This is a genomic window from Stenomitos frigidus ULC18 (assembly GCF_003003795.1).
Lineage (GTDB): Bacteria > Cyanobacteriota > Cyanobacteriia > Leptolyngbyales > Leptolyngbyaceae > Stenomitos > Stenomitos frigidus_A.
This window is the reverse complement of sequence record NZ_PVWK01000053.1, coordinates 1-23,511: the sequence shown is the minus strand read 5'-3', so window position 1 is coordinate 23,511 and position 23,511 is coordinate 1. Positions and strand designations below refer to the sequence as shown.

20 protein-coding genes and 1 tRNA gene are annotated in these 23,511 nt (G+C 52.0%); 9 read left to right on the top strand and 12 right to left on the bottom strand.

Features of this window, described 5'->3' with window-relative positions:
• Positions 1 to 286 precede the first annotated feature (286 nt).
• From C7B82_RS09275 to C7B82_RS09260, 4 genes are all read left to right on the top strand, one after another.
• The gene (locus C7B82_RS09275; protein ID WP_106256016.1) at positions 287 to 1,507 is read left to right on the top strand and encodes a glutathione S-transferase family protein; all 1,221 of its coding nucleotides are present in this window, start codon (positions 287 to 289) and stop codon (positions 1,505 to 1,507) included.
• A gap of 87 nt (positions 1,508 to 1,594) precedes the next feature.
• Positions 1,595 to 2,272, top strand: a complete 678-nt coding sequence (locus C7B82_RS09270) for a hypothetical protein (RefSeq protein WP_106256015.1) — start codon at positions 1,595 to 1,597, stop codon at positions 2,270 to 2,272.
• Between the two features lie 166 nt (positions 2,273 to 2,438).
• Positions 2,439 to 2,690 (top strand): type II toxin-antitoxin system Phd/YefM family antitoxin, encoded by a 252-nt coding sequence (locus C7B82_RS09265; protein WP_106256014.1) that lies wholly within the window; start codon positions 2,439 to 2,441, stop codon positions 2,688 to 2,690.
• Between the two features lie 4 nt (positions 2,691 to 2,694).
• Positions 2,695 to 2,952, top strand: a complete 258-nt coding sequence (locus C7B82_RS09260; protein ID WP_106256013.1) for a type II toxin-antitoxin system mRNA interferase toxin, RelE/StbE family — start codon at positions 2,695 to 2,697, stop codon at positions 2,950 to 2,952.
• Between the two features lie 127 nt (positions 2,953 to 3,079).
• Here C7B82_RS09260 and C7B82_RS34205 read toward each other — a convergent pair whose 3' ends face one another.
• From C7B82_RS34205 to C7B82_RS09245, 4 genes are all read right to left on the bottom strand, one after another.
• Positions 3,080 to 3,208 carry a hypothetical protein gene (locus C7B82_RS34205; protein ID WP_281258946.1) on the bottom strand — a complete coding sequence of 43 codons (129 nt, stop codon included), beginning with the start codon at positions 3,206 to 3,208 and terminating at the stop codon, positions 3,080 to 3,082.
• A gap of 169 nt (positions 3,209 to 3,377) precedes the next feature.
• Positions 3,378 to 4,397 carry a WD40 repeat domain-containing protein gene (locus tag C7B82_RS09255; protein WP_181357418.1) on the bottom strand — a complete coding sequence of 340 codons (1,020 nt, stop codon included), beginning with the start codon at positions 4,395 to 4,397 and terminating at the stop codon, positions 3,378 to 3,380.
• Positions 4,398 to 4,424: 27 nt separating this feature from the next.
• Positions 4,425 to 5,657: an MlaD family protein gene (locus C7B82_RS09250; protein WP_106256011.1), complete on the bottom strand. Its 1,233-nt coding sequence runs from the start codon at positions 5,655 to 5,657 to the stop codon at positions 4,425 to 4,427.
• Positions 5,658 to 5,774: 117 nt separating this feature from the next.
• Positions 5,775 to 6,557 (bottom strand): ABC transporter ATP-binding protein, encoded by a 783-nt coding sequence (locus C7B82_RS09245; protein ID WP_106256010.1) that lies wholly within the window; start codon positions 6,555 to 6,557, stop codon positions 5,775 to 5,777.
• 936 nt (positions 6,558 to 7,493) lie between these two features.
• Between C7B82_RS09245 and C7B82_RS09240 the strand changes: the two genes are divergently transcribed.
• The gene (locus C7B82_RS09240; protein WP_106256009.1) at positions 7,494 to 8,831 is read left to right on the top strand and encodes an Nramp family divalent metal transporter; all 1,338 of its coding nucleotides are present in this window, start codon (positions 7,494 to 7,496) and stop codon (positions 8,829 to 8,831) included.
• 81 nt (positions 8,832 to 8,912) lie between these two features.
• Here C7B82_RS09240 and C7B82_RS09235 read toward each other — a convergent pair whose 3' ends face one another.
• Positions 8,913 to 9,968 carry a thiamine phosphate synthase gene (locus C7B82_RS09235; protein WP_106256008.1) on the bottom strand — a complete coding sequence of 352 codons (1,056 nt, stop codon included), beginning with the start codon at positions 9,966 to 9,968 and terminating at the stop codon, positions 8,913 to 8,915.
• 395 nt (positions 9,969 to 10,363) lie between these two features.
• On the opposite strand from C7B82_RS09235, the gene C7B82_RS09230 reads away from it, so the two are divergent.
• Positions 10,364 to 12,454 (top strand): DUF1565 domain-containing protein, encoded by a 2,091-nt coding sequence (locus C7B82_RS09230; RefSeq protein WP_219904193.1) that lies wholly within the window; start codon positions 10,364 to 10,366, stop codon positions 12,452 to 12,454.
• Between the two features lie 64 nt (positions 12,455 to 12,518).
• Here the strand turns inward: C7B82_RS09230 and C7B82_RS09225 are convergent, their stop codons facing one another.
• Together C7B82_RS09225 and C7B82_RS09220 are read right to left on the bottom strand one after the other, a co-directional pair.
• Entirely contained in the window at positions 12,519 to 14,252 is a 1,734-nt protein-coding gene (locus tag C7B82_RS09225) for a phosphatidylglycerol lysyltransferase domain-containing protein (RefSeq protein WP_106256006.1), read from the bottom strand.
• A gap of 143 nt (positions 14,253 to 14,395) precedes the next feature.
• Positions 14,396 to 15,343, bottom strand: a complete 948-nt coding sequence (locus C7B82_RS09220) for an alpha/beta hydrolase (protein ID WP_106256005.1) — start codon at positions 15,341 to 15,343, stop codon at positions 14,396 to 14,398.
• Between the two features lie 258 nt (positions 15,344 to 15,601).
• Here C7B82_RS09220 and rlmD point away from each other — a divergent pair, with 258 nt between their 5' ends.
• Positions 15,602 to 17,083 carry a 23S rRNA (uracil(1939)-C(5))-methyltransferase RlmD gene (gene rlmD / locus C7B82_RS09215; protein WP_339375159.1) on the top strand — a complete coding sequence of 494 codons (1,482 nt, stop codon included), beginning with the start codon at positions 15,602 to 15,604 and terminating at the stop codon, positions 17,081 to 17,083.
• A gap of 34 nt (positions 17,084 to 17,117) precedes the next feature.
• On the top strand, positions 17,118 to 18,173 hold the full coding sequence (lpxD, locus tag C7B82_RS09210) for a UDP-3-O-(3-hydroxymyristoyl)glucosamine N-acyltransferase (protein ID WP_106256003.1): 1,056 nt from the start codon (positions 17,118 to 17,120) through the stop codon (positions 18,171 to 18,173).
• Between the two features lie 215 nt (positions 18,174 to 18,388).
• On the opposite strand, the gene C7B82_RS09205 is transcribed toward lpxD, so the two are convergent.
• From C7B82_RS09205 to hemE, 3 genes are all read right to left on the bottom strand, one after another.
• Complete coding sequence (locus tag C7B82_RS09205; RefSeq protein ID WP_146141107.1) at positions 18,389 to 18,913, bottom strand: DUF6658 family protein; 525 nt, start codon at positions 18,911 to 18,913, stop codon at positions 18,389 to 18,391.
• A 311-nt stretch (positions 18,914 to 19,224) separates the two neighbouring features.
• Complete coding sequence (locus C7B82_RS09200) at positions 19,225 to 20,184, bottom strand: NAD-dependent epimerase/dehydratase family protein (RefSeq protein ID WP_106256001.1); 960 nt, start codon at positions 20,182 to 20,184, stop codon at positions 19,225 to 19,227.
• 5 nt (positions 20,185 to 20,189) lie between these two features.
• Positions 20,190 to 21,254 (bottom strand): uroporphyrinogen decarboxylase, encoded by a 1,065-nt coding sequence (gene hemE / locus C7B82_RS09195; RefSeq protein WP_106256000.1) that lies wholly within the window; start codon positions 21,252 to 21,254, stop codon positions 20,190 to 20,192.
• A 661-nt stretch (positions 21,255 to 21,915) separates the two neighbouring features.
• Between hemE and C7B82_RS09190 the strand changes: the two genes are divergently transcribed.
• Positions 21,916 to 21,988 (top strand) — tRNA-Thr (locus C7B82_RS09190).
• Between the two features lie 86 nt (positions 21,989 to 22,074).
• Here C7B82_RS09190 and C7B82_RS09185 read toward each other — a convergent pair.
• Both C7B82_RS09185 and C7B82_RS09180 read right to left on the bottom strand, forming a co-directional pair.
• A complete protein-coding gene (locus tag C7B82_RS09185) occupies positions 22,075 to 22,320 on the bottom strand; it encodes a hypothetical protein (RefSeq protein WP_146141106.1) in 246 nt (81 codons plus the stop codon).
• A 283-nt stretch (positions 22,321 to 22,603) separates the two neighbouring features.
• Positions 22,604 to 22,990 (bottom strand): OsmC family protein, encoded by a 387-nt coding sequence (locus C7B82_RS09180; protein ID WP_106255998.1) that lies wholly within the window; start codon positions 22,988 to 22,990, stop codon positions 22,604 to 22,606.
• Positions 22,991 to 23,511 lie beyond the last annotated feature (521 nt).

Genomic DNA, 23,511 nt, shown 5'->3' with positions numbered 1-23,511 from the left:
GAGATGACCCTAGCTTCTGCACGATGTCAAGCATCTAAGGGCAATCGGTCTATCTCTCCACCCTCAAGATACAAGGGCAAAACCCGCTTCTACAGACATCTGCCGCGATCGCGACTCAATTTGGCATTGAGCTTATTGCTTTACTACCCCTCGACTCTCCCACACAGAAACGTCCTTGCCTTAAGCTAGGAGTGGCACTCAATCGCATTCGCTCGGTTGGACGACTGACAGCAGACAATGCCGCTGACGCCGCGAGCCGTTTCAAACAGATCGCTTTAAACTCACAATGACATCCACAGCCACCACGATCGCCCCTTTAAGCTGGTCAGAACTCGAAGCCCTCACAGACTTTAAGGTCGATCCCATCAATGGAATTACCAACGCTCAAACTCGGTTGCGCCTTTTTGGTCAAACTGAAGCCGACGTGCGCGTGACGCTTTACCGTGACCACCATGCCTGGTGCCCTTACTGCCAGAAAATTTGGCTGTGGCTGGAGGAAAAACAAATTCCCTACCGCATCGAAAAAGTCACCATGTTCTGTTACGGGGAAAAAGAGAGCTGGTACAAGCGCAAAGTGCCATCGGGAATGCTGCCTACCGTTGAGCTAAACGGTCGCCTCATCACCGAAAGCGATGATATTTTGGTTGCCCTGGAACAGGTTTTTGGGGCTTTAGGGTTGGGCATGAAAGACCCCAAAGTGCTTCCCTTACGATACTTAGAGCGTTTGCTTTTTAGAGCCTGGTGCGCCTGGTTGTGTTATCCATCCAGTTCAACGCAGCAAGAGCAGCGCAACCGCGACCAGTTTATAGGCATCGTGGCTAAGGTCGAAGCCGCTTTGAGCGCGACGCCGGGCCCTTATTTCCTGGAAAACTTTGGCACGGTCGATGTCATCTTCACACCGTATGTCGAGCGCATGAACGCCAGTCTCTACTACTACAAGGGTTACTCCCTACGTGAAGCAAATCCTCGCTTCGCCGACTGGTTTGCAGCGATGGAAAGCCGTTTCACCTATCGAGGCACGCAGAGCGACTTCCATACCCATGTGCATGACTTGCCGCCACAAATGGGGGGCTGCTGGGAAAACGGGGAACCGCAGATGGAAATCAATAAGGCACGAGTCGATCGCGGCCCCTGGGAAGGTCTACCCGATGTAACCTATCCAGAACCGGAAACCTCTCGTGCGGAGGCACTCGCTCGAGTCATCAAGCACCGTGACAATCTCATTCGCGTCAACCCCGCTGATGACGCATTAGTGGATACTGCCTTGCGTTGCGCGCTCACCAACCTCATGACGCATCAAGCATGTCCACCGCCGCCAGAATCGGATGTGGCACTACGCTATTTGCGCGATCGCATTAGCGTGCCTCGCGATATGTCAATTTACGCCGCCAAACGATTACGGGAAGCGTTGGAGACAACGGCTGCTCTAGCAGGCGATCGTCAAGGGCCACCCATTCCCATCAAGCATCGACGAGATCAAAATCCAGCTGATTTCGCCAAGCCTTAGCGATCTCAACCCATACGTCTCAATCAAACGCACTAAAACGTTTATCAACCCTTCAGTCAGTTGTTAGGCATTACGAGAGGATCTTAGATGAGATGGTTAGTTGAGATTACTGACATCATAGACAAGCGCTTTTTAACTGACCTACTGTCTAAGAAACCCGTCGGGCTGGTTTTAGAAGAGAATAGAACCTACCTAATTAGTGATGATTTTGAATCACTAGCGACATGTTCTGAAATTTGGATGCGAGCTAGCGAGATTCGTGACGTTATATCTGAGATAAGTTCTGGGGTTGGCGCAGACTTAAGTTTCAAGCTGGGCAACGTGTATGAGCAAAAAGAAGACGGCTCTCGGAGCGGCACCGTGTTTCGCTCTGGCTCACCACCCGTATTGAGATTGTCTGTTAACGGTGGAGGATGGACAATCACTCCAGAGATTTCAGAAGAAGAGAGGCTTAGATTGGAAGTGGAGCAATTAGAGCGTGAATACCAGAATAAGCTAACGCTTGTTTCATTTCGCGTCTTACCAGCTTTGCGGGATGAGCGTGCCCTCGAAGTCTATCGCTATTTGCAACAGGATCTAAATACGGAGCGGATGTACAAAATCTATGAATTAATCGAGGATGACCTTGGAAGGAAGTTACACAGTTTGGCTTCTAAGAATGCTTGGAAGAGATTCAGAGGCTCAGTCAACCATCCAAAGGATTCGGGAATGACTCAAGACACGCGATTGCACAGGGTGAACCTCCTGCAAATCCAATGTCTTTGAGTGAGGCTCAGGCTTTCATTTCCAATGCTGCTGATCTTTGGTTTAAGCGAAAATGTGTTAACGATGACAATGGATAACAGCCTTAATGCACTGCGATCGCTGAAAGGATTACACAGTATGTTTTGGGTTGTCTGTAGCAAGTGATTGAGAACGTTGGGAAGTGTTTATGTATCAAGTTACCAGTGATTACGCTCAGAATAACTTTGACGAAATTCTCGATCGTGCCAGTCATGATCCTGAAGGTGTGGCGATCGTACAAGCTAACAAAAGCTTTGTGCTAATTAACCAAGAAGAGCTTGAAGCCCTGATTGAAACGATTGAATTACTTAAAAATCCGACCTTGCTAACCGATATTCAACAAGCACGGCAAGAATACAGCCGAGGCGAGGTTTTGACAGCCGATCAGATATTCGGTTGAACACATGGAATCGTTTCAGGTTCTCTTTTCTAAGCAAGCTCAGAAAGATATTGCGCTGCTAACACCGAAGCAAAAAGAGAAGCTTCAGCAAATTACGCAGCAAATTTTGGCTGTGAATCCCTATGCTGGGAAAGCTCTGAAAGGAGAATTACGAGGATTATATTCTTATCGGCTAAATCGAACTGATCGTATTGTTTACGAAATGTTAGAAGCAGATAAAGTAATTTTTGTTATCCGAGCAAGAAGCCATTATGGTGATTGAGCGGGAAACTGAGTCGATATTTGCAGGTTTGAGTGAACACAGAAAACCCAACACTACTTGGTTATAGAAACGTAATATGTGTTGAGTGGCGAGTGTGTATGTCAACAGAAGCTGTCTTATGTTTAGCTTAATTTTGATAGTTGGCGATCGCCTCATGCCAAACTTCAGGATTTCCTACTTTAATAGCTTTATCAATGCCAACGTTCTCAAGCAATAAAGCCAGCATTGTCAGTCCTTCCTGCTGCAACATAAACATTTTGCCTCCACCCAATCTCGATTCTGGCAGGGATCAGATCAAGTCGCTGTAAGGTTTCATCATCACTCCATGCACGTCCTTTACGTTGAATATCCTATTCAATCTCAGTCATTCAATCGAATCTCCCAAATTTTGCAACGCTGATGCTGTGATTCTAGCAACGCGTGCTTCACTTGCTTGCTTGCCACACCTTGATTTTGCCGTCGTTGCCAGTGCTGGCGATCGCGCGTCCATCGGGGCTAAAGACGACTGCAAGCGTTGGATCGACAGAGAGCGTTTTGATTAAAGCTCCGGTGCCTGCATCCCATAGTTTGATCGTTTTATCGCGACTGCCACTGACAATCGTGCGTCCATCCGGCGCGATCGCCACCGCTGTAATGACATCCGTGTGACCGAGCAAGGTGGTTTTTAATTGGGCTGTGGTCAAATCCCAGACTCTGATCGTGTCATCGCTACCACTCACAAGAGTCTGCCCATCGGGGCTGAAAGCAAGCGTGTAGATGGGGCGTTTAGAGGCGACGAAGGTATGAATAGACTCTCCTGTCGCGGTTTTCCAGAGGCGAATAGTGCCATCGTAGCCACCGCTGGCAAGGGTCTTACCGTTGTGGTCAAAGACGATCGCATTGACGGTATCGCTATGCCCTGTGAAAGTACGGCGCAATTTTCCAGTGGCAACATCCCATAGTTCGACTGTTTTTTTCCAACTGCTGGTGGCAAGGGTGGTGCCATCGGGGCTGAAGGCGATCGTCTGTACGGGAAACGGATACCTGGGAAACGATCGCATAAACTGCCCTGTGCTGACTTGCCATAGCCTGGCTTTGCCATCATCGCCTCCGGTCGCCAGGGTTTGCCCATCCGGGCTGAACGCGATCGATTCCACTCTGGAGCGAACGCTAAAGTCGCGCAGCTGTTTCCCCGTTTTAAAGTCCCATAGGTCAGCGTTGCCCTCCACACTACCGCTGGCGATCGTCTGCCCGTCTGGGCTCATGGCGATCTGGCGGATGGGTTCGTCCGCTTTGGTCATAGTGCGGACTAATTGAGCCGATTGCCAGGGGCTAGAGACCGTGACGCTAGCAGTCGGTCTGGCGGTTGGCGGAAAGTCTGAAGAGGAACCATCACAGCTTGCGAGTATGACGGTGAGGGCAGCGATCGCCATCAGCCCGACAGAGCTTGTTTGCGTTACAGTCATCTTGCTTTTCACGTGCTGCATCTTTTTCTAGCGTGGCACCTCAGCAGTCGATGGCGTTGAGGCAGTCGGTGGTGGCGCAACCGATGCTGGCATAGGCGCGTTATTGGTCGCAGAGGACTCGCTAGTCGGTACATCGATCGTGCTCATTGGGGCAAGAAGGCGCGCAATTTCTGCTTGCTGTTCGAGTTGTTGGGTAGAAGAGACCAGCTTGCTTAAACCATTGATCAACTTGCGGAGATTGACGCGGAAGCTGGGATCACCTGTGAGTTCATCCAGATCCGACGTGATTTTCTGAGTGTTCTGAAAGGTGGCACGGGCAGAATCCAGCGTTTGCTGTAGCAGGAGTACGCTATTAGGATTGCCAAAGTCCTTCGAGAAGGTGCGTAGATTCGCAGAGGCAGCGGCGGCATTAGCAGACAGGGTTTCCAGATTGCGGATAATTTCAGTGCGCTTGACCTGGTTCAGGACGGGTGACAGGCTGGCGATAGCGCCTTTGAGTTCACCACTTGCTTCACTGACATTCGTGAGCGTCGTCGTGAGCGAACTCCGATTGGTGGCAAGGAGTCGGTTGGCTTCTTGCGCTGTTAGGCCCAATTGGCGCGCCGTCAACCGAAATTCATCGAGCGTCGGGCCAACCGTTTTGAGCGGTTTCGAGACCTCGCGGCTCAGCTTCGCGATACCCGCCGCTGCATTGGACGCATTTTTCGCCACCGAGTTTACGTTGGCAGTAAATTCCGGGTCGCTGACGAGATTGGCAATGCGGAGCACCGCCCGAATCAGCTCGTTGACGTTGAGCCGCGCCTGGCCTTGCAGCCGAGAACCATTGCAAATAATGATGCTGGGATTACAGTTGCGATCGAGTGGCTGGGCAATCTCACCAGCCGGAAGATCTTGGAGTGGCGAAATATCGATCGACGGTTCCCCAATTAACCCCGATTGATTTGCTTCAATCACTGCACTGCTGGGGATCAAGAGATCGGAGGGCGAGATCTTCACCTTGAGGACAACGCCTCTAGGCTGGGGTTTCACGCCAACCACTTCACCAACTTTAATGCCTCGATAGGCAACAGGCGTGCCCTGCTTGATGCCGCCTGCATTATCGAATTCGACAAAGGCGTTGTAGCTACGTTTTCCGGGGCTGAAGCCACGCAGCCAAACGATCAGCAGGACAAACAGCGCGATCGCAACCAGCACAAAGAGTCCCAGAGAGCTTTCTCGGAGCGATCGCGAAAGCCGCCTGCTGCCTGTAAAATTCTGCATATACTCTCCTCACACGACTAGTCCGTCAAGTTTAAATTGATAGCTGAGAAAGAATTTTAGGTTTTCGGACGGCTTTTCAGTTCCTCAAAAAGCTTTGGCAGAACACCCCTCATAGCATCAACCTGTTGCATGAATCGGGCCTTCTGTACTACCGCTGGCAAATTGTCGAATCATCGGATGATCGGTGGTTTGCACCTCTTGAGCGGAGCCTTCCCACTGAATTTTGCCCTCATAGAGAAAGACAAGACGGTCAACGGCACGGCGCACGGTGCTTTCCTGGTGGGTCACAATGGCGTAACTGCTACAACCGACATTAACGCACTGGAGCTGTCTGATCACATCTTCTAAGACGGTCGACGCGATCGGGTCTAAGCCAGCAGTAGGTTCATCGTAGAGCAGCACTTCTGGTCGGTCTTTAGGATTATCAGGATCTGCAATAATGGCACGAGCAAAGCTGACCCGCTTTCGCATACCACCTGAAAGCTGAGCGGGGTAGCGATCGCCAATATCCGCTAGACCGACCATCTCCAGCTTCTCATTCACTAAAGCTCGAATGCGCTGTCGGGAAAGCTTGGAATGCCGTAAGAGATAGAAACCAACATTTTCCTCAACGGTAAGTGAGTCAAACAAGGCAGATTGCTGAAACACTAGACCAATGCCGATCGAATCGGGGACATCGTCGATCGACCCCAACCGTTGACGACCTTGAACAAAAATTTCCCCTTCATCGGGCACATCCAACCCAGCAATAATCCGCAAAATCGTTGATTTTCCCGTACCAGATGGCCCAATAATGCCAAGCGCATCACCCCGATAGAGCGTTAAATCAATGCGATCTAAAACAACGCGACTGCCAAAGGCTTTGGACACTCCCTTGAGTTCGATTAACGGCTCAGCCATTAGCGTGCCAATGAGAACAAATAGAGTACGACGTGCTTTAGGATTGACGACGATCGCTAAAGCTGCATTTACCTTTACACGGTCTGCCTGAGTTTAACAAGCCCCGATCCGGTTTATTTGAGTAGAAGACAGCGTCTCAGAGAGGCTGCAGTTTGCCGCGTGCGATCGCGACTCCAACGTTGCAAATTAATCGCAGGACTAGCGCTCCATAGCATCGCTCAATAACAGCGCTGATCGGTTATATCCTTGACTCAGGCTCACAGATCCGTAATCAAACGGTAAAGATCCACCAAACTGCTGGCCTGGGGAGCTAGAGAGGGTTAGAACCAGCATGGTGCTGTCTTTGAACTTGATCAAAGCGGTGCTCTGGAACGTGATTGCTATAACTATCGTGTTCCAGTGACTCCAAAACGTACAGGCTACCGTGGTTTTCTGCTTGAAACACTCGGTAGCTTTTCTCTGCTATGGCTGTTGCCACAACGCTTAGGGGCTGTAAAGGAATAATGTCATGAACTGTAGCGGTCAGCCGTCAGCGGTCAGCCATTAGAGAAAAGCTGATCGCTGATCGCTGATCGCTAATCCAAACGTATGCAGTTATTTTTTAACAAGACCTTAGGATCTGGTTGACTGACAGATCTTTTTTGTAGCTTGGATTGAACAGCGTAAAAACCAACGCTGGCTTTAATTGATTGGGTTAGTGTTAGCGTAATCCAACCCAAGAGTTTGCAGGGATTGCAGGAGTTTTGTTGGTCAACCAGGCTGAGGACATTGGGATCAAAGGGGGCGTGCCCCCAGACAGGGATGAAACCCCTGCACCCCGTCCTAACCAGTATGGCTATAGCGATCTCACCTGCGGCTTCGATTATGTCGAAAGGTTGAAGACAGAGCAGACAGGAATGATAAAATGAATTGTGAAAAGATTATGAAATCTACGCAATGTCATTTTCTGACGACAAAGTACCGCCTACAGCCAAACGTCTACCGAGCCTGCCAGAAGTTCACCGCAGTATTCCGATCCCAACAGTCAAAGGGTTTTGGCGCAAGATGCTGGCCTATGCTGGCCCAGGCTATCTAGTGTCGGTCGGCTATATGGACCCCGGCAATTGGGCGACTGACATCGCGGGTGGCTCCAAATTTGGCTACACGTTACTCAGCGTCATTTTGCTTTCCAACTTAATGGCAGTCCTGCTGCAATCGCTGTGTGTGCGGCTAGGCGTGGCAACCGGAAAAGATCTGGCGCAGATGTGCCGCGATACGTTTAGCCCTCAGATCAGCTTTGTGCTGTGGGTGCTGTGCGAAATCGCGATCGCCGCCTGTGATCTCGCGGAGCTGCTGGGCAGTGCGATCGCGCTACAGCTTTTGTTTGGGCTACCGCTGATCTGGGGTGTTGCTGTGACAGCTCTAGACGTGCTGGGGTTACTTTTCCTGCAAAGTAAAGGCTTTCGTTACGTTGAAGCGCTCGTCATCATGTTGGTGGCAACGATTGGCGCTTGCTTTGCTGCCGAAATTCTGTTTTCACGACCCGATGCAGCCAGCATTGTGCAAGGCTTTCTACCGAATCACGAGATTTTGCGTAACCCAGAGATGCTTTACATTGCGATCGGCATTTTGGGCGCAACGGTAATGCCACACAATTTATATCTGCACTCAGCCATTGTGCAAACTCGTGCCTGGGAGCCGACGCCTGAAAAACGGCGAGAGGCGATTCTCTTTGGCACGATCGATTCAACCGTAGCGCTGACGCTGGCACTATTTATCAACTCTGCGATTTTGATCGTTGCTGCGGCCACCTTTCACACCGCTGGCTATCGAGAAGTTGCCGAAATTCAAGATGCGTACAAACTGCTGTCACCATTGTTGGGTGTAAGTGCTGCCAGCGCTATTTTTGGGTTGGCGCTCCTTGCCTCTGGTCAAAGCTCGACGCTCACCGCAACCCTGGCAGGACAAATTGTGATGGAAGGGTTTCTCCATCTCAGCCTGCCCGCATGGTTACGCCGAATTGCTACGCGTTTGTTGGCGATCGTGCCCGCACTGATTGCGATCGTGTTTTTTGGCGAACATAGCACTGGCAACCTGCTAGTGCTGAGTCAGGTCGTCTTGAGCTTGCAGCTGTCGTTTGCAGTCGTACCACTGGTGATGTTTACCAGCGATCGTCGCCTCATGGGCGAATTTGTGAATCCCCCGTGGCTGAAGGTGCTTGCCTGGTCAGTTGCCGTTATTATCGGCAGCCTCAACCTTTGGCTACTGCTGCAAACGTTTTTGGGGTGGCTGTGATTTTTTAGGAGGCATAGGAGGCAGGGGAGGCGGAGGAAGCAATTCAAAACTCTCTAGCGTAGCGGCGCAAAGCGCTACTCCTCACTCCTCACTCCTCCCATTCCCAAGCTGTGCAAGAAAATACTGCGTCGTCACCATCGGCTGTTCGGCATGCATGATGGCACGGACGATCGCCACCCGATCGACCTTCGCGGCACGGACTTCGTGCAGATTGTTGGTATCAATGCCACCGATCGCAAACCAGGGTACCGTGGCATGGGCAGCGGCATAACGCACGTAGTCGAAGCCAGCAGCAGGTCTACCCGCTTTGGTCGGCGTTTCGTAGACCGGTCCCACGCCAATATAGTCGGCTCCTTCCTGGATGGCGCGATGGAGGTCGTCGGGGCAATGGGTAGAACGTCCAATCAAGCGTTGGGCGCCGAGCAGTTGACGTGCAAGCGCGATCGGCAGATCCTGCTGTCCCAGATGGACGCCATCGGCATCAACGGCGATCGCCAGATCGACGCGATCGTTGACAATAAACAGGGCATCATAGCGGCGGCAGAGCTGACAGAGTTTCTGGGCGTTGCTGAGGCGCACTTCATCGTCAGCGGTTTTGTCACGATATTGCACCAATTTAAGTCCTCCCTGAAGTGCCGCTTCAACTGTTGCAAAGAGGGTTTCGGTAGGAGCCGTGACCAGGTAAAGGCGCGATCGCTCTAGCCGTTGCTGTCGCTGGTTGGCGGTTAGCTTGCTCTCCAACACATATACCCGATAGCGCATTTGTTTAAACGCGCCTCCCATCTCTGGGTCATAGACCTTGCCGTATTCTTCCAAAACTCGCAGTGCCTCTTCGACGCGACACAAGTTGGCTTGCAGCACCGCCTGAACGCTCGATCGCTGTGCCTCGTCGGGATGGGTCAAAGCGGTTCCTGCATCCCCTGGCGTATCTCTCGCCGCGCGTAAAGCAGGCGTATGCCAGTGCGCTAGTTCCTGCCGCAAATGCTTACATTCATCGGTCAGCGAAGCATTGTCTAACCCAAACCGACACCACTCTTCGATCGTTCTCAAGCCTTCACGGGCACGGTCTAAATTGGCATCCAAAATACGGCAAAGTGCAAGCTGCACAAACCGAGCCTGACCATCTGTGTTGCCCATAAAATATACCGATCGATTGCTCTGTCTAGGCTATCGGGTTATGGGATGGAAGCCAACGTTTAAGACTCTTCTCACAGATCCCAACTTCATTATTTGAGCAGCCGGAGATCTTTAAACAAAACTATGTGTTTCAAAGTTGAAGGTATGGAGTAAAGTTGACCAGAGTTCATCGTGTTTCCCCTTGAAGCTCAATGGCAATCGTACATTTGGGCTGATTTTTACTTGCTTTGAATCGCTGTATATGGCACGAAGCCAATTGTGTTTTAGCTCTGTATTGAGCGATCGTTCCTCTCGTTGCTGCTTTCAAAATGCACTACTCGATTACTAAGCATTGGCCCACCCAGCGAGGAGCTCGCCGCCTGATCGTTACGATTGCTGGGTGTGCAGTCCTGACAATGCTCGATCACAGGCAGTCTCCAGCCTCGGCGCAAGTATTTTCTACGGCTGACCTTGCCCCACCGATCGCTACGGCATCGGCACCGACGAACCGTGCAACACAAACCAACCTGCTGGTTGATCCCACAAAGGGAAATGATGCTGCCGCCGACGGGAGCGATCGTGCACCCTTCAAAACGATCACGCAGGCGCTTCAGGTGGCTCAAGCAGGCGCTATCATTCGGTTGTCACCCGGAACGTATAGCCAGGAAACGGGCGAAACCTTTCCACTGCGTTTGAAACCTGAAGTCACATTGCAAGGTGATACCGAGACTCGCGGTCAGGGCATCGTGATTCAGGGCAGCGGCTTCTTTCTCAGCCCCACCTTTGCGCGGCAGAAGGTGGCGATCGTGGGTGCCGATCGTGCCATTCTCGCTGGAGTAACAGTCAAAAACCCTGATTCTCAAGGCTATGGCGTCTGGATTGAATCCACCAGTCCCGCCGTTTTGGATAGCACCTTTACAGAAAGTGGGCATGATGGGATCTCGGTGACGGGCAATGGTTCGCCGCTGATTCGCAACAACTATTTCTATCAGAACGGGGCGAATGGCATCACGATCTATGGCACCTCGCAAGCAGAAGTACGGGAGAACATTTTTGAGCAGACGGGGTTTGCGATTAATGTGAACCAGAAGGCGGCACCGCTACTCATTGGCAACCGCATTACCCAGAATAAAGATGGCATTGTGGTGCAAGCAAACGCTCAGCCCATCCTGCGAGACAATTCGGTGGACGGCAACACACGGGATGGGCTGGTGGCGATCGCCCAGTCGCGCCCCAACCTGGGAACAGCAGCAGCACCCGGTGGCAACTCGTTTAGCAACAATGGTCAGTTTGATGTAAACGCCAAAGGGGCGCGTCAGACCATTCCTGCCTTTGGTAATGATTTGAGCAAAACAAGCGGCACGCTGGATTTAGCTGGCACAAACATCGAGTCGTCTGCCCCATCCGGTTCACCAATGCCCTGGTCACTGTCTGCCGCACCACGATCGCCCGTCAGCCCCGATCCAGCAACGCCTGCTAACGGCAAGAGTGCAGCCAGACCAATTCAGAAGTTAACGTCAGGTACACCATCGATGGTTACCACCAAACAGGCGACTGCAGACACGATTCCCTTTGGGCAGCAGTTAATCAGCGATCGGTCAACTGGAGCACAAGCACAGGCAGCCGTACCTTCAGTGTTGCAACGTCCGTCTACTACAGCAACCAGCGAGCCATCAGGCAGCGAGATCTCAGCCGCATCCTTTCCTGTGCCAGTCGCTCAACCAGCCGCGTCGCCCAGTCGCCCGATCGTGACGTTAGTCGCCGTTGCCTCACCTGCTAGTACCGCATCAGAGCCTGCATTTCCAGTGCCAGCAGCCCTTTCCGGGAGCAAACCCCAGTCTCCATCGCTACGCACTGTTCAGGCCATGAGGGTTGTCCTTGCGCCATCCAAACCGCCGCAAAGAGCTTCGGAAAGCACTGCGTTGCCCACGGCTCGCTTGACGTCACTGGCGAGGCCACGTCCCGTCTCACAGCCAGCCAGGACCCCGATTGCCGTCGCCTATACAGCCAGTCTCAACCGCTTACCGTTACCCATACTGAAGCCCAGTGCGCCTCTGCGAACAGGCTCGGTCGCGATTTCTGTCCCCGCACCGGAAGCGCGATCGGCTCCCACGCCGCGGCGATCGGTGGTGATCATGCCCTCAATGGCTAGAAGCGCTCAACCTCAGACATTGACGAGTGCGGGGTTATTGCCGGTACCCAACCCGGATGCACCCATTGGCGTTGTCGGTAGTACGCCCAACGTCTACCGCGCGCAGCAGACTGCTGCTAGCAGAGCGTTCGCTGCCGATCGTGTCGCATTGGGCTTGCGCTATCGCGTAGTAGTCGAAGCGGATGATAGCCAGCAAGCGCAACTACGCACGACCTTTCCCAATGCCTTCCGCACCTCCATCAAGGGGCGCAGCTTAATGCAAGTGGGTGCGTTTGGCGATCGCACCAAAGCCGATCAGTTGATGCAAACACTCAGCAGCCAGGGTGTTCAGGCGATGGTTGAAACGATGGAATAAGAAAGTTTTCGTCTCTGAGACATTATGTGTAATGTCCCCAGAGACGGCTAACGGATGATCTTGGTCAGGTGCCAGGTTTGAAGTAATCGAGCAGCCGATCGCCCGAATCAGCCCTCACCAGGCCCACTGCAATATCGGGTAACGTCGTCAGACTGGGATAGATAAGATAGCGAGGTTCCCAATGCGGCTGAAACTTTTCTTTGAACTGGTGTAGCCCTTTGAAGTTGTAGAACTGATTGAGGTGTTCAAAAAAGTAATGCAAGCCCTTCTCTACCCGTTTCGCTTCGGGCGTTTCGCCCACACCAGCTAGAGGTGAAAGGCTGAAGTTGAAGCTATCGTAGCCTATTTTCTGAAAGTGCTGAATGACGCTGGCAAAGAGAAATTCCATTGTGCCTTTCTCGACGTCTTGACGGTGTCGCATGAGGTCAACGGTGACTTCTTGACGGTTATAGCCAGTCAGCAGATTGGAGAAGGCAATGATGCCACCGTGAACATCGTAGACAACGGCAAGGTAGCATTCCTTCAGGTAAGCGGGGTCAAACCAGCCGATCGAGAACCGCTTTTCGGCACCGTTCTTCATCTGCAGCCACTCGTCACTGACAGGCTTAAGGCGCTGAATCAGTTCGTCACTAATCGGCGGTTCAAACACCTGGAGACTGTGACCTGTTTTTGTCAGGCGGTTGAGGGCTGTTCTCAGATTCTGATTCGCTTTTCCTTTCAGGTTGAAGGTCTTGAGATCAATGACAGCTTCTTCGCCAATTTGGACGCACCGAAAGCCCAGGGTTTCGTAAAGTGACAGTTGATCGGGGGCGGCTTCGTAAAAGACCGGGAACCAATCGTTGCGATCGCAAAAGAGCCTGAACGCCATTACCGTTTCCTGGCGCTCATTGAGCGGGCCAATCGGATCACCCAGCGCGATCGCGGCTCGGCCCTTGGCGACATAGGCCACCACGCTGTGACCAGAAGGGCTGAAAAAATAAGCTTTATCTTTGAGTAGTGCCAGGCGTGCCAGAGAAGACCGTCCATGCTGGTCGATGATTATGCGGGCGCGATAGCGTTCGGCTGGATTGGCCGGGTCACCCCGCAGTAACACTGGGCGCATGAGCATAAAAAAGGCAAACGTCAGCGTAATGAACCCAACCGCATAGATTGAATTCGCAAAAAAGTCAGCATAACGGTTGGTCGGCGCTAACCCTGCATTATCGCTGGTAAAAAACATGGCCAGCGTTTGCAAAATGGACTGCGTCAAGCTGAAGTTAATCGGCCGCCCATTGATTTGGAAGTAGCTGTCCAGAATGTAGAAGCCTGCAGTGCCATAAGCCAGCGTAAAGATTAAAGCGCCCAGCAGTGACCGAATGCCTTGCGCGATCGATGGTCGATCGGATCGCGCCGTGAAAACATGCCGCATTAACAGCAGTTGGATCAACAAAACACCGGCCAACAAGCTCTCTTCATAGTCCAGACCCTTAAGCAGGTTGCTCGCGATCGACAAAATGAGTATGCCGACCGTTAGCATCCAGGCCACTCGCTTGCGTCGTAACAACTGCCTGGACAGCATGAGCAGCAAAAAGCCTGCAGAGGCAGCCGCAATCCGTCCACCTGCCCGCACGGTAAATGGAAAGACAAGTTCGAGTAAGGCTCTGCGTTCTGGCAGGCTAGGCGTCACAGCCGATACTAGGTTCACTAGACCAACTAGACCGGTCAGAATCGCCACAATCCACAGCGCAATCTGTGTTCTTCGCCTTAGCTTGCTGTTGCCATAGCTGAGCGGGGTTGGATAAGTCTTCAGACGCTTCATAAAAGGGATGAAAAGGGAAGGGGATGAGGAGTTTTGAATTTTGAATTTTGAATAGCGCTTTGCGCCGACAAGCTAGAGAGTTTTGAATTTTGAGTTGCGCCGCTACGCTAGAGAGTTTTGAGTTTAGCCCACCACCTTACTTCTTACTGACCACTGCTCAAAGGCTTGTGCTTTGGGCGTTGGGCTTTAGCGGCGATCGCAAACTGCTTGCCAACAAAGCTGAGGGAATTTGCCAGGTGCTTATGCCAGTAGTTCCAGCCAACATTTTGCCCTGCAATACCGTGGCCACCGGGATAGACATGAAATTCATTCGGGATTTCGAGGCGATCGAGGGTTTGATGAAACTGTTCAGTGGCCTCCAGAAATTTTTCATCGCTTTCACCAGCATCAAGGTAAAGGCGCAGTTGCTTGCGAAGATTGATTGGAATGTCCTCTACAAAGACTTCAGGGCTGTTTTCTGCACCTGTTTTGCTGATGAAGTAGCCGGTATGGCTAAACAAGATGTGAAACTGGTCAAGGTAGCGCAAACCAATGTTAAACGCACCCCAACCGCCAGACGACAACCCTCCGATCGCCCAAAACTGCGGTTGGTTTAGGGTGCGATAGCGCGACTTCACCTCCTGTACTAGCTCTGAGCCAATCAGCGTTGCCACCTGACCATTAGGGCCATCGAAGTAATCGGGGTCCCACAACGGGCTGGTGCCTCGCTGGTCATTACCATCGGGTGTGATGACAATAGTGGGTGGCAATTTTCTCTGCTGATAAAGATCATGCAACACTGAGGTTAATGCAGCTTTGTCTTCATAATCTCTTGCTGTACCGTGCCCACCGTGTAATAAGACGATGACCGGATACCGCTTTTTAGGGTTCTGAGCATAGTCTGGCGGTAGCACTACCCCATATTCGCGATCGCCACCCATCGCTTCACTGGTAAAGGTTTCAACCTGAAGGCGAAGCCCCGTTTTTTTTTCTGCGTGAGGTGCGTCCAGTTGGGGTGCGCCAGCGATAAAGACATACCAATAGCCTGCACCTGCTACAGCTGCTAAAAAAAAGGCACCTGCCAGAAGTATCGTTTTAGGCTTGACCTTCATCGTTCCGAGAGTTGGTTGATAGGATGGAAATGGACAGCGCTTTGGGGAGGCCGAGCCTTTAGCTTGATCGTATTGAGTCGAAGGTGTCATCTACATGTCCGAGAAGTGGCAACTAGTTGACAATTGTTGGGCAGGCCTGTCAGCGCTGCTTTGGCCAGACTGGTTTACAAAAGAAATAACCGCTTTCAAACACCACCCGTTGATCGCAGTGTCCCCAAAAACATATCGCTTTTACCGCTTCCACCCGAGGTGGTGTTAATGTGCTTCATTCAAGGGGCAGACTTGCGGTCTTTTGAGTCAAGCGATGAGTCAGCATTCTTTTATCCTGAGGTTTCGGTGTCTATCACTCCATTGCCGTCTGAAGAGAACATGACTGCACCAGCGGAAAACCGCTGGCAGCAGGGGCAGGTCATTGACGTCACGATTACAGACCTGAGCGATAGCGGCGATGGCGTTGGTCGCTCGAACGATCGCGTTGTTTTTGTGCCCGATACTGTCACGGGCGATCGCGTCCAAATTCGCTTGCTGCGCGTTAAACCCCAGTATGCCCACGGCAAACTGCTAGAGTTACTGGAACCGTCGGTACATCGCATGCGTGCCCGTTGCATTGTGGCAGACAAGTGCGGGGGCTGTCAGTGGCAGCATGTGGACTATGCCTACCAGCTAGAAGCCAAGCATAATCAAGTCATTCAAGCCTTGCAGCGTATTGGCGGGTTTCACGAACCGCCCGTTGACCCCATTCTGGCGGCTGATGCGGATCTGGGCTACCGCAATAAGGCAACCTATCCACTGGCACGATCGCAAACGGGGCAAATTCAAGCTGGCTATTACCAGAAGGGCAGTCACCAAATCGTCAACCTGAACCAGTGCCCGATTCAGGATGTGCGGCTCAATCCCCTGCTGGCAGAGGTCAAGCAAGACCTGTACGAGCGGGGCTGGGGCATTTATGACGAAAAGCTGCATCGGGGCAAAGTGCGCCATCTGGCGCTCCGCATTGGCCGTCGTACAGGCGAGATGCTGCTCACGCTGGTAGTGAAGGATAAAAACTTGCCAGGGCTGGAGGAGCAGGCAGAGGCCTGGTTAACCCGCTATCCCGATCTCGTCGGCGTTTCGTTAAATGTGAACCCCGATCGCACCAATGCTATCTTTGGGCACGAAACGGTTTGCATCGCTGGTTTACCTTACCTGCAAGAAGTGTTCGCGGGCTTCACGTTTCAACTGCGCCCAGACACCTTTTTTCAGGTGCACACTGAGCAGGCAGAACGCTTGCTGGAGGTCATCACAGACGAGCTACAGCTGCAAGGGCACGAAACCTTGCTAGATGCCTACTGTGGCATTGGGACGTTCACTCTGCCTCTGGCTTCGCGGGTTCGGCAGGCGATCGGGATTGAAATGCAACCCGAAGCGGTTGAGCAAGCAATCCTTAGCGCTAGCCTGAATCATCTGGAGAATGTCACGTTTCTCACCGGAGCGGTCGAAACCCTGCTGCCAACCCTGGAGGTAAAGCCCGATATCGTGCTGCTAGACCCACCTCGTCGTGGCTGTGACGCAAACGTCATCGAAGCGCTATCTCAATTAGATCCTGATCGGATCGTTTACATCAGCTGTAATCCAGCAACCCTGGCGCGTGATCTGAAACGGCTTTGCCAAAACAGCCACTACCGTTTGGCGCGAGTGCAGCCAGCTGATTTCTTTCCTCAGACACCCCATGTAGAGTGCGCCGCATTTTTGGTACGGTAGGGAGCGGTGGTGAGCAGAGACGATCGGGGGAACGATGAAATTTAGTGAATTGGTAGAAAAACTCAGTACCGTCAACGGTCAGTCACTTAACGCGACCGTTGGTGTGGATGTTGAGCTAACGGCTGTGACAGCTGTAGAGGTCGCTGGCACAGGCAACCTCAGCTATATTGAAGGCGCAAAATTTGCTTCACAGGTTAAAACAACCGCTGCGAGTGCTCTGATTTTGCCCAAGGATACGGCGCTCCAGTCCGAGGCGAGCGAGCGAGGCATTGCCTGGATCGAAGCGCCTGAACCGCGTCTGATGTTCGCTCAGGCGATCGCCCTGTTCTACCAGCCGTTTCGCCCAGCGCCATCAATCCATCCCAGCGCCGTCATTGATCCTTCTGTACAGTTGGGACAAGACGTCTCTCTTGGAGCACACGTCGTTCTGCAAGCGGGCGTTGTCCTGGGCGATCAAGTCTGCATCCATCCCAATGTGGTGGTGTATCCAGGTGCGCAGATTGGCGATCGCACTATCCTCCATGCTAACTGCGTCATCCACGAACGCACTCAAATTGGCGCCGATTGCGTAGTTCACGCTGGAGCCGTCATTGGTTCCGAAGGGTTTGGCTTTGTACCAACCCGTGACGGCTGGTACAAAATGGAGCAGTCTGGCTCTGTCGTTTTAGAAGATGGGGTTGAGGTGGGTTGCAACTCTACCGTCGATCGGCCAGCTGTCGGTGACACGCGGATTGGGCGCAACACCAAGCTGGATAACCTGGTACACATTGGTCATGGCTGCCAGATTGGGAAAGGCTGTGCGATTGCCGCTCAGGTGGGTCTAGCAGGCGGAGTTGAAGTGGGCGATCGTGCCATTCTGGCAGGTCAGGTGGGCGCTGCAAATAATGCCAAAATTGGTGCTGGCGCGATTGCGACCTCTAAAACAGGCGTGCATGGCACTGTAGAGCCAGGGCAAATTGTGTCTGGCTATCCTGCCGTCGATCACAAAATCTACCTCAAGTCGTCTGCGATTTACAGCCGTTTGCCAGAAATGTACCAAACCCTCAAACGCCTACAGCGACATTTGGAGAGGGGCGATCGACCAACATAAACGGCTCTTTGACGCGCTCCCTTCCACGCTAAAAGAGCCGGAGAATCGTAAATGATCCCCGGCTCTCGCTCATAGCGACCGCCAATCATATAGCGATCGTCACAACGTTTAGGACATGGGGATCAAAGGGGGGGTGGGGGCGTTGCCCCCAGCCAGGGGTTCCACCACTGCACCCCGTCCTAACCCATCTGTCTATGGCTGTATTGCAGAAGTGATTAAGCAGCCTTGTCCAGCGCCCGCTTGGCAGCGTTCACGTTATTTTTCGTGGCAGCAGCAGCATTATCCAACGCATTGTCTGCATTGCGCTTCACATTTTTGACACCACGATCGCCAAAGGTTTGCAGGTTATCCTTCACATCCGCAGCCTGCTGACGTACATCGTTACCAAAGCGCTGTGTTTGCTTGCCAGGGTTAGCATTGCGCACATTGTCAGCCAGGTCATCAGCGCTATCAATCCCTTTCCGGTTAATCCGTCCCTCAACCTTGTCTTTCAGGGCTTTGGCTTTTACTGCCGCTTCGTTGTTCAAGCGACTAGACGACTCATCATTAAAGTTATTCATACCACCTCTGTACGGCTGTGATTGCCCAGGTGTGTTCGGCCCCCCATTACCAGGCACTCGATCGGCTACCGTATCGGCACGGTTGCAGGCAGTGCTGAACAGAACCAAAACGCCAGCCAGAAACACTACGACCATCCGACTCAGCCGCAGTGATTTAAGTGTGTCCATAAATGTCTTCATCGTCATACTCCAGTAAGCATTCAGTGAACCGCGATCGCCAGCACTGCTTTGCCGACCAATACTTTGGCAGGTATCGTGCCCGCGATCGCATAAGGTGCTTTAACACCCATGACTGAATGTACAAACTGCAAACCCAACTGTCCTCTAGCGAAAGTTCTATTCCCAAACTCGGCGCTTATGCCAAGAGAAAGAGTAGCCTCGTCACACGTCTGGGAACGAGTCCATTCACGTTTGAGTTAACGCTTGCAATCAGCATCAGTCCTGAGAAAAAGCTGACTGCTAAACACGCTGTCACCGCTGACCGTTCTCGACTAACGCCGTCTCCCGACACCGCTGAGCTTGAGAACATCCGTAAACGTCGCACAATACGTTGGCAAGCCGAAGGTTTCTGGGCTGACCACATAGCGATGCGTGAAGTGACGGTAGTTCATCGAAAAGCGATCCCAGGCGGCCATTTTGATGCGGAAGATTGCAATGAGCAGGTTGGCAATTCCTGGTGTGAGAGGGATGCGAAAGTAAATGCGTTTATTGAGGTAAAAACAGGTTTCTTCGATCGCCTGATTCACCGTCACCATTTGATTGCCCAAGACCAGCTGGCGTCGTTCACCGTCTGCTGGAGGATGATCAATTAAATGGCGTACGATCTGAGCCACATCCTTTCCGTGTATGAAATGAAAACTGCCATCCGTTTTAAGGAAGCGCAACAGCCACGCCCAATTGGCAACCTGCACGATACCCGAAGAAATGTGCGATTCTGGTTTATCTGGGCCACCACCCAGCAGCAGCGTGGGAAACAGCGTGGTAATGCGGGGCGCTAGCTTGAGCTTACCCAGTTGCTGAAAACAGGCATATTTGGAGCGGATATAGTCGGTCCCAATCGTCTCTGCTTCTTTCAGGGGCTCGTTGTTGCGATCTAGAATGCTAGCTGTAGCAAAATAAATCGCCTGCTGGCAAACGTTTGGATCCAGCAAGCTCAAAAGGCGGAGCGTTTTAACGACATTCACATCGTAAACTTCTTGCGGTCCACCCCACGCCGTCGCAATTAGAATGGCGCAGTCGATCGTTTTCAGCAAGTCGCTGAATTGCTCGATCTGGCGCATGTCTGCCTGCAAGATGGTGATACCAGGACGAGCATGGTAGTCAAACTTTAACTTGTCTGGATTTCGAACCAGCAAAAAAAGCTCGTGGTTGGTTTCTTGAATGAGAGCTTCAACAACATAGTGACCAATACAGCCACTCGCGCCAGTTACAAAAATCCGCTTGGACGTCATCGGGGTTAAGCATGAACGGCTAACAACTGATCAGCCTGCTTGCCGATTTCAAAGAAAAAGGCGGCATTTTCTTCAGGCGTGTTCGGTAGAATACCATGCCCTAGATTCAGTATGTGCTTTCGGTTGCCAGCTTTACGGATTGTATCGAGAATGCGATCGCGAATGAACTCTTTAGAACCAAACAAGACACCCGGATCAAGGTTTCCTTGGACAATAATGTCTTTGCCCAGTCTAGCCCGTGCATCCGCCATGTCCACTGTCCAGTCGATCGTCAGAATGTCAGCGCCAGACTGCGCCATCCGCTCTAGCAGGCCTGCACTCTCACTCACCAGCAAAATCAGAGGCGTATCGGGGTGTGTGGCTTTAATTTGACGAAAAACTTGCTGTTGATAAGGCAAGGCAAACGTGTCGTAGTCTTGCGGGCTTAAGTGACCAGCCCAGGAATCAAACATCTGCACGACTTGAGCGCCACAGTCAATCTGATACCGCGCATAGACCGCGATCGCATCGGCCAACTTTGACAGCAGTTGGTGTAGCACGACTGGATTGGAGAACGCCATGTGCTTAATGATGGAATAGGTTTTTGACCCCTTCCCTTCAACGGCATACGCCGCTAGCGTCCACGGTGCGCCGACGAAGCCTAGAACCGTTGACTGGTTGCCGACTTCTGCCCGCAGTGCTTGCAAAATCGGCTTGATAAAGGGTAAAGAGGCTTCAGGCTCTAGAGGACGCAGCGCGTTGATTTGCGCTTCTGTACGAATTGGATCGGCAATGATCGGCCCCTTCCCTTCGGCAATATCCATATCGATGCCGAGACCCGGTAGGGGAGTCACAATGTCCGAAAATAAAATGACGCCATCTGGGCGAAAGGCTTTCCAGGGTTGTAACGAAATCTCGATCGCGACTTCAGGAATCTCTGAGCGATCGCGAAACGACGGATATTTCTCTCGCAGGTCCCGATAGGCTTTCATATAGCGTCCCGCTTGCCGCATCATCCATACGGGAGGGCGGTCTAACGTTTCGCCACGAGCAGCGCGTAACAAGTAGGGAACCTGGGTTGACCCGGTCATTTAAACTTCTTCCTAGCGTCTTGATTGCATTTGCTAGCTTATCATCCTCACAACACCGTTTAGACAATAGTTCTGAGTTCTGAAGAGTTTTCTAGCAAACAAAAGACCCATAGAGGCAGGTTTGAGCACAAGGTGCAGGGCTAGAGGGTAAGACTCTGGCAAAACCGGCCCCTCCCCAACGGTAAATTTTTGCTGGAAAACCTCCTTCGTGTTGAGCGATAGCTAACCGTTCAGTAACCAGTCATCATTAATGGGTCGGAAAGGGTTGGGGCGTAGAACGCTCAGAGAGCATCTTTAGTTTAATTACGTCCAGTTACTGAGGAGCAAGAATTTAATCACTTCCCTGTAGGGGCGCGCGATCGTGCGCCCCTACAGTAGACAATTTGTCGGTTTTATTCAGATCCACGATCCTCAGGGGCTGTAAAGAAATAACGTCATGGACTGTAGCGGTCAGCCGTCAGCGGTCAGCCATTGGAGAAAAGCTGACCGCTGATAGCTGATAGCTGATAGCTGATAGCTGATAGCTGATAGCTGATCCAAAAGTATGCAGTTATTTTTTAACAAGCCCTTAGCAAGGGATAACGCTGGCAAAAATTAATTTGACGCTGATGGCTAGCGACAAGGCGCAACGAAATTTGATACTATTGTTTACTGATAGTTTGCTGGTGTAGCTCAGTTGGTAGAGCAGCTGATTTGTAATCAGCCGGTCGCAAGTTCGAGTCTTGTCACCAGCTTTAGGAAAAATTAAGCCCAGGTGGGATTTCAGGTATTTTGAACGTGCCAATGCACTACCTGGAAAACCCTCAGTCCTTGGCATCTGTTACAACGGCGGGGCAACCATACGCCAGCCACGCGCTTTCAGAAAATGCATCGTTGCCAGCCCTTGAGAGCGCGTTGCATCCGCCGCTGCATCCGGTTGCATCAGCGATGGAAACTGAGTATAAGGCTGCCAGCGTAAGGACGATCGCGGCTTTAACCACAAGATCAGTGGGTCGTCCTGTGACGCGTTGGGCGGTGCCATCCAGGTCATTTCACCACCTGTCGATGCCGCAAGGAACTGTTGCATCATACCCTCGCAGAAATTTTTGGCTTATAGCTCCTGATGGTAACCGCTTGACTCTAAGGAGCGTGGATTAAAGAACATCGGTCATCCTCACGGTAAGGGCTTAGCCTTCGGCAGGGTTGTCTTCGGCTACGGTAAGCGCTTTTACCCGAATGCCAAGCCCCTACAAAATGGTCGGTTTGATTAAATTCTCATTCCTAAGTAAGCCGCTTACCCGTATCTCATCCGGCTAGAGAAGGGCAGGCAGAAAAACCACCCAGAAAAGACTGGCCGATCGCCTTTACGCTTAGACAAGCGACGTTTGAATTTCGATCTCAGAGGTGAGTAGTCTATGCACTGGACATCGGTCAGCAATTTCTAGCAGCCGCTGTTGTTGGTCTTGGGTCAGGTCTCCTTTTAGATGCAATTGGGCCAGCAGCTGATGACGATCGTTAACCTTTTGGTGCATCAGCTCGACCACAACATGGGTCAGTGGCCAGCCTTTCCGCTCAGCATACATTTTGACCGTCATGGCTGTACATGCCCCCAAGCCTGCCAGAATAAACTCAAAGGGAGCAAGCCCGGCCCCATCACCGCCTGACTCTAAGGGCTCGTCTGCAGTCAGTTGAACGTTGGCAGTGATAATGTTTTGACGAAAGCGTGCTGCGGTTGAAGAAACTATGACCGATGGCATGGCTCACCTCATTCAAGCTTGCGACGGGTTAAAACCTTCAGTCTGCTATCGCACGAACCTCAATGACCCGTTCATGAGTAGGTCGTACCGCAAACGTTTTCTGAAACGCTGTCCATGATGCGGTAGTACATCTATTTTAACTCTAGCTAAGAACGGTTAGGAGATTTCTAGTAAACAAACTACCCGCTGGCTATGCCCTACGGCAGGCTACGCCAACGACTCCGCTCAGCCAGCTTGCACCCTGAGCGGAGTCGAAGGGTAAAATCTTTGCCGGAAATCGCCTAAAGACACGCGGCCGTGCGTCTCTACAGGGCAAACCTTTTCAAGCATCGCCTTCAGGTACACAACCTTTCATGCGGGGTTGGTGGATCTGTTGTAATACCAAATCAATTAGTAAAGGCTACAGATCTTGCCCTCATCCCCAACCCTTCTCCCAAGGGGAGAGCATGTGTTTAGCGTTGTTGTACGGGAATCAGTAACCCGGAATCCTTGGATCGGTGTTTAAGGTGGAAGAAGCCGAT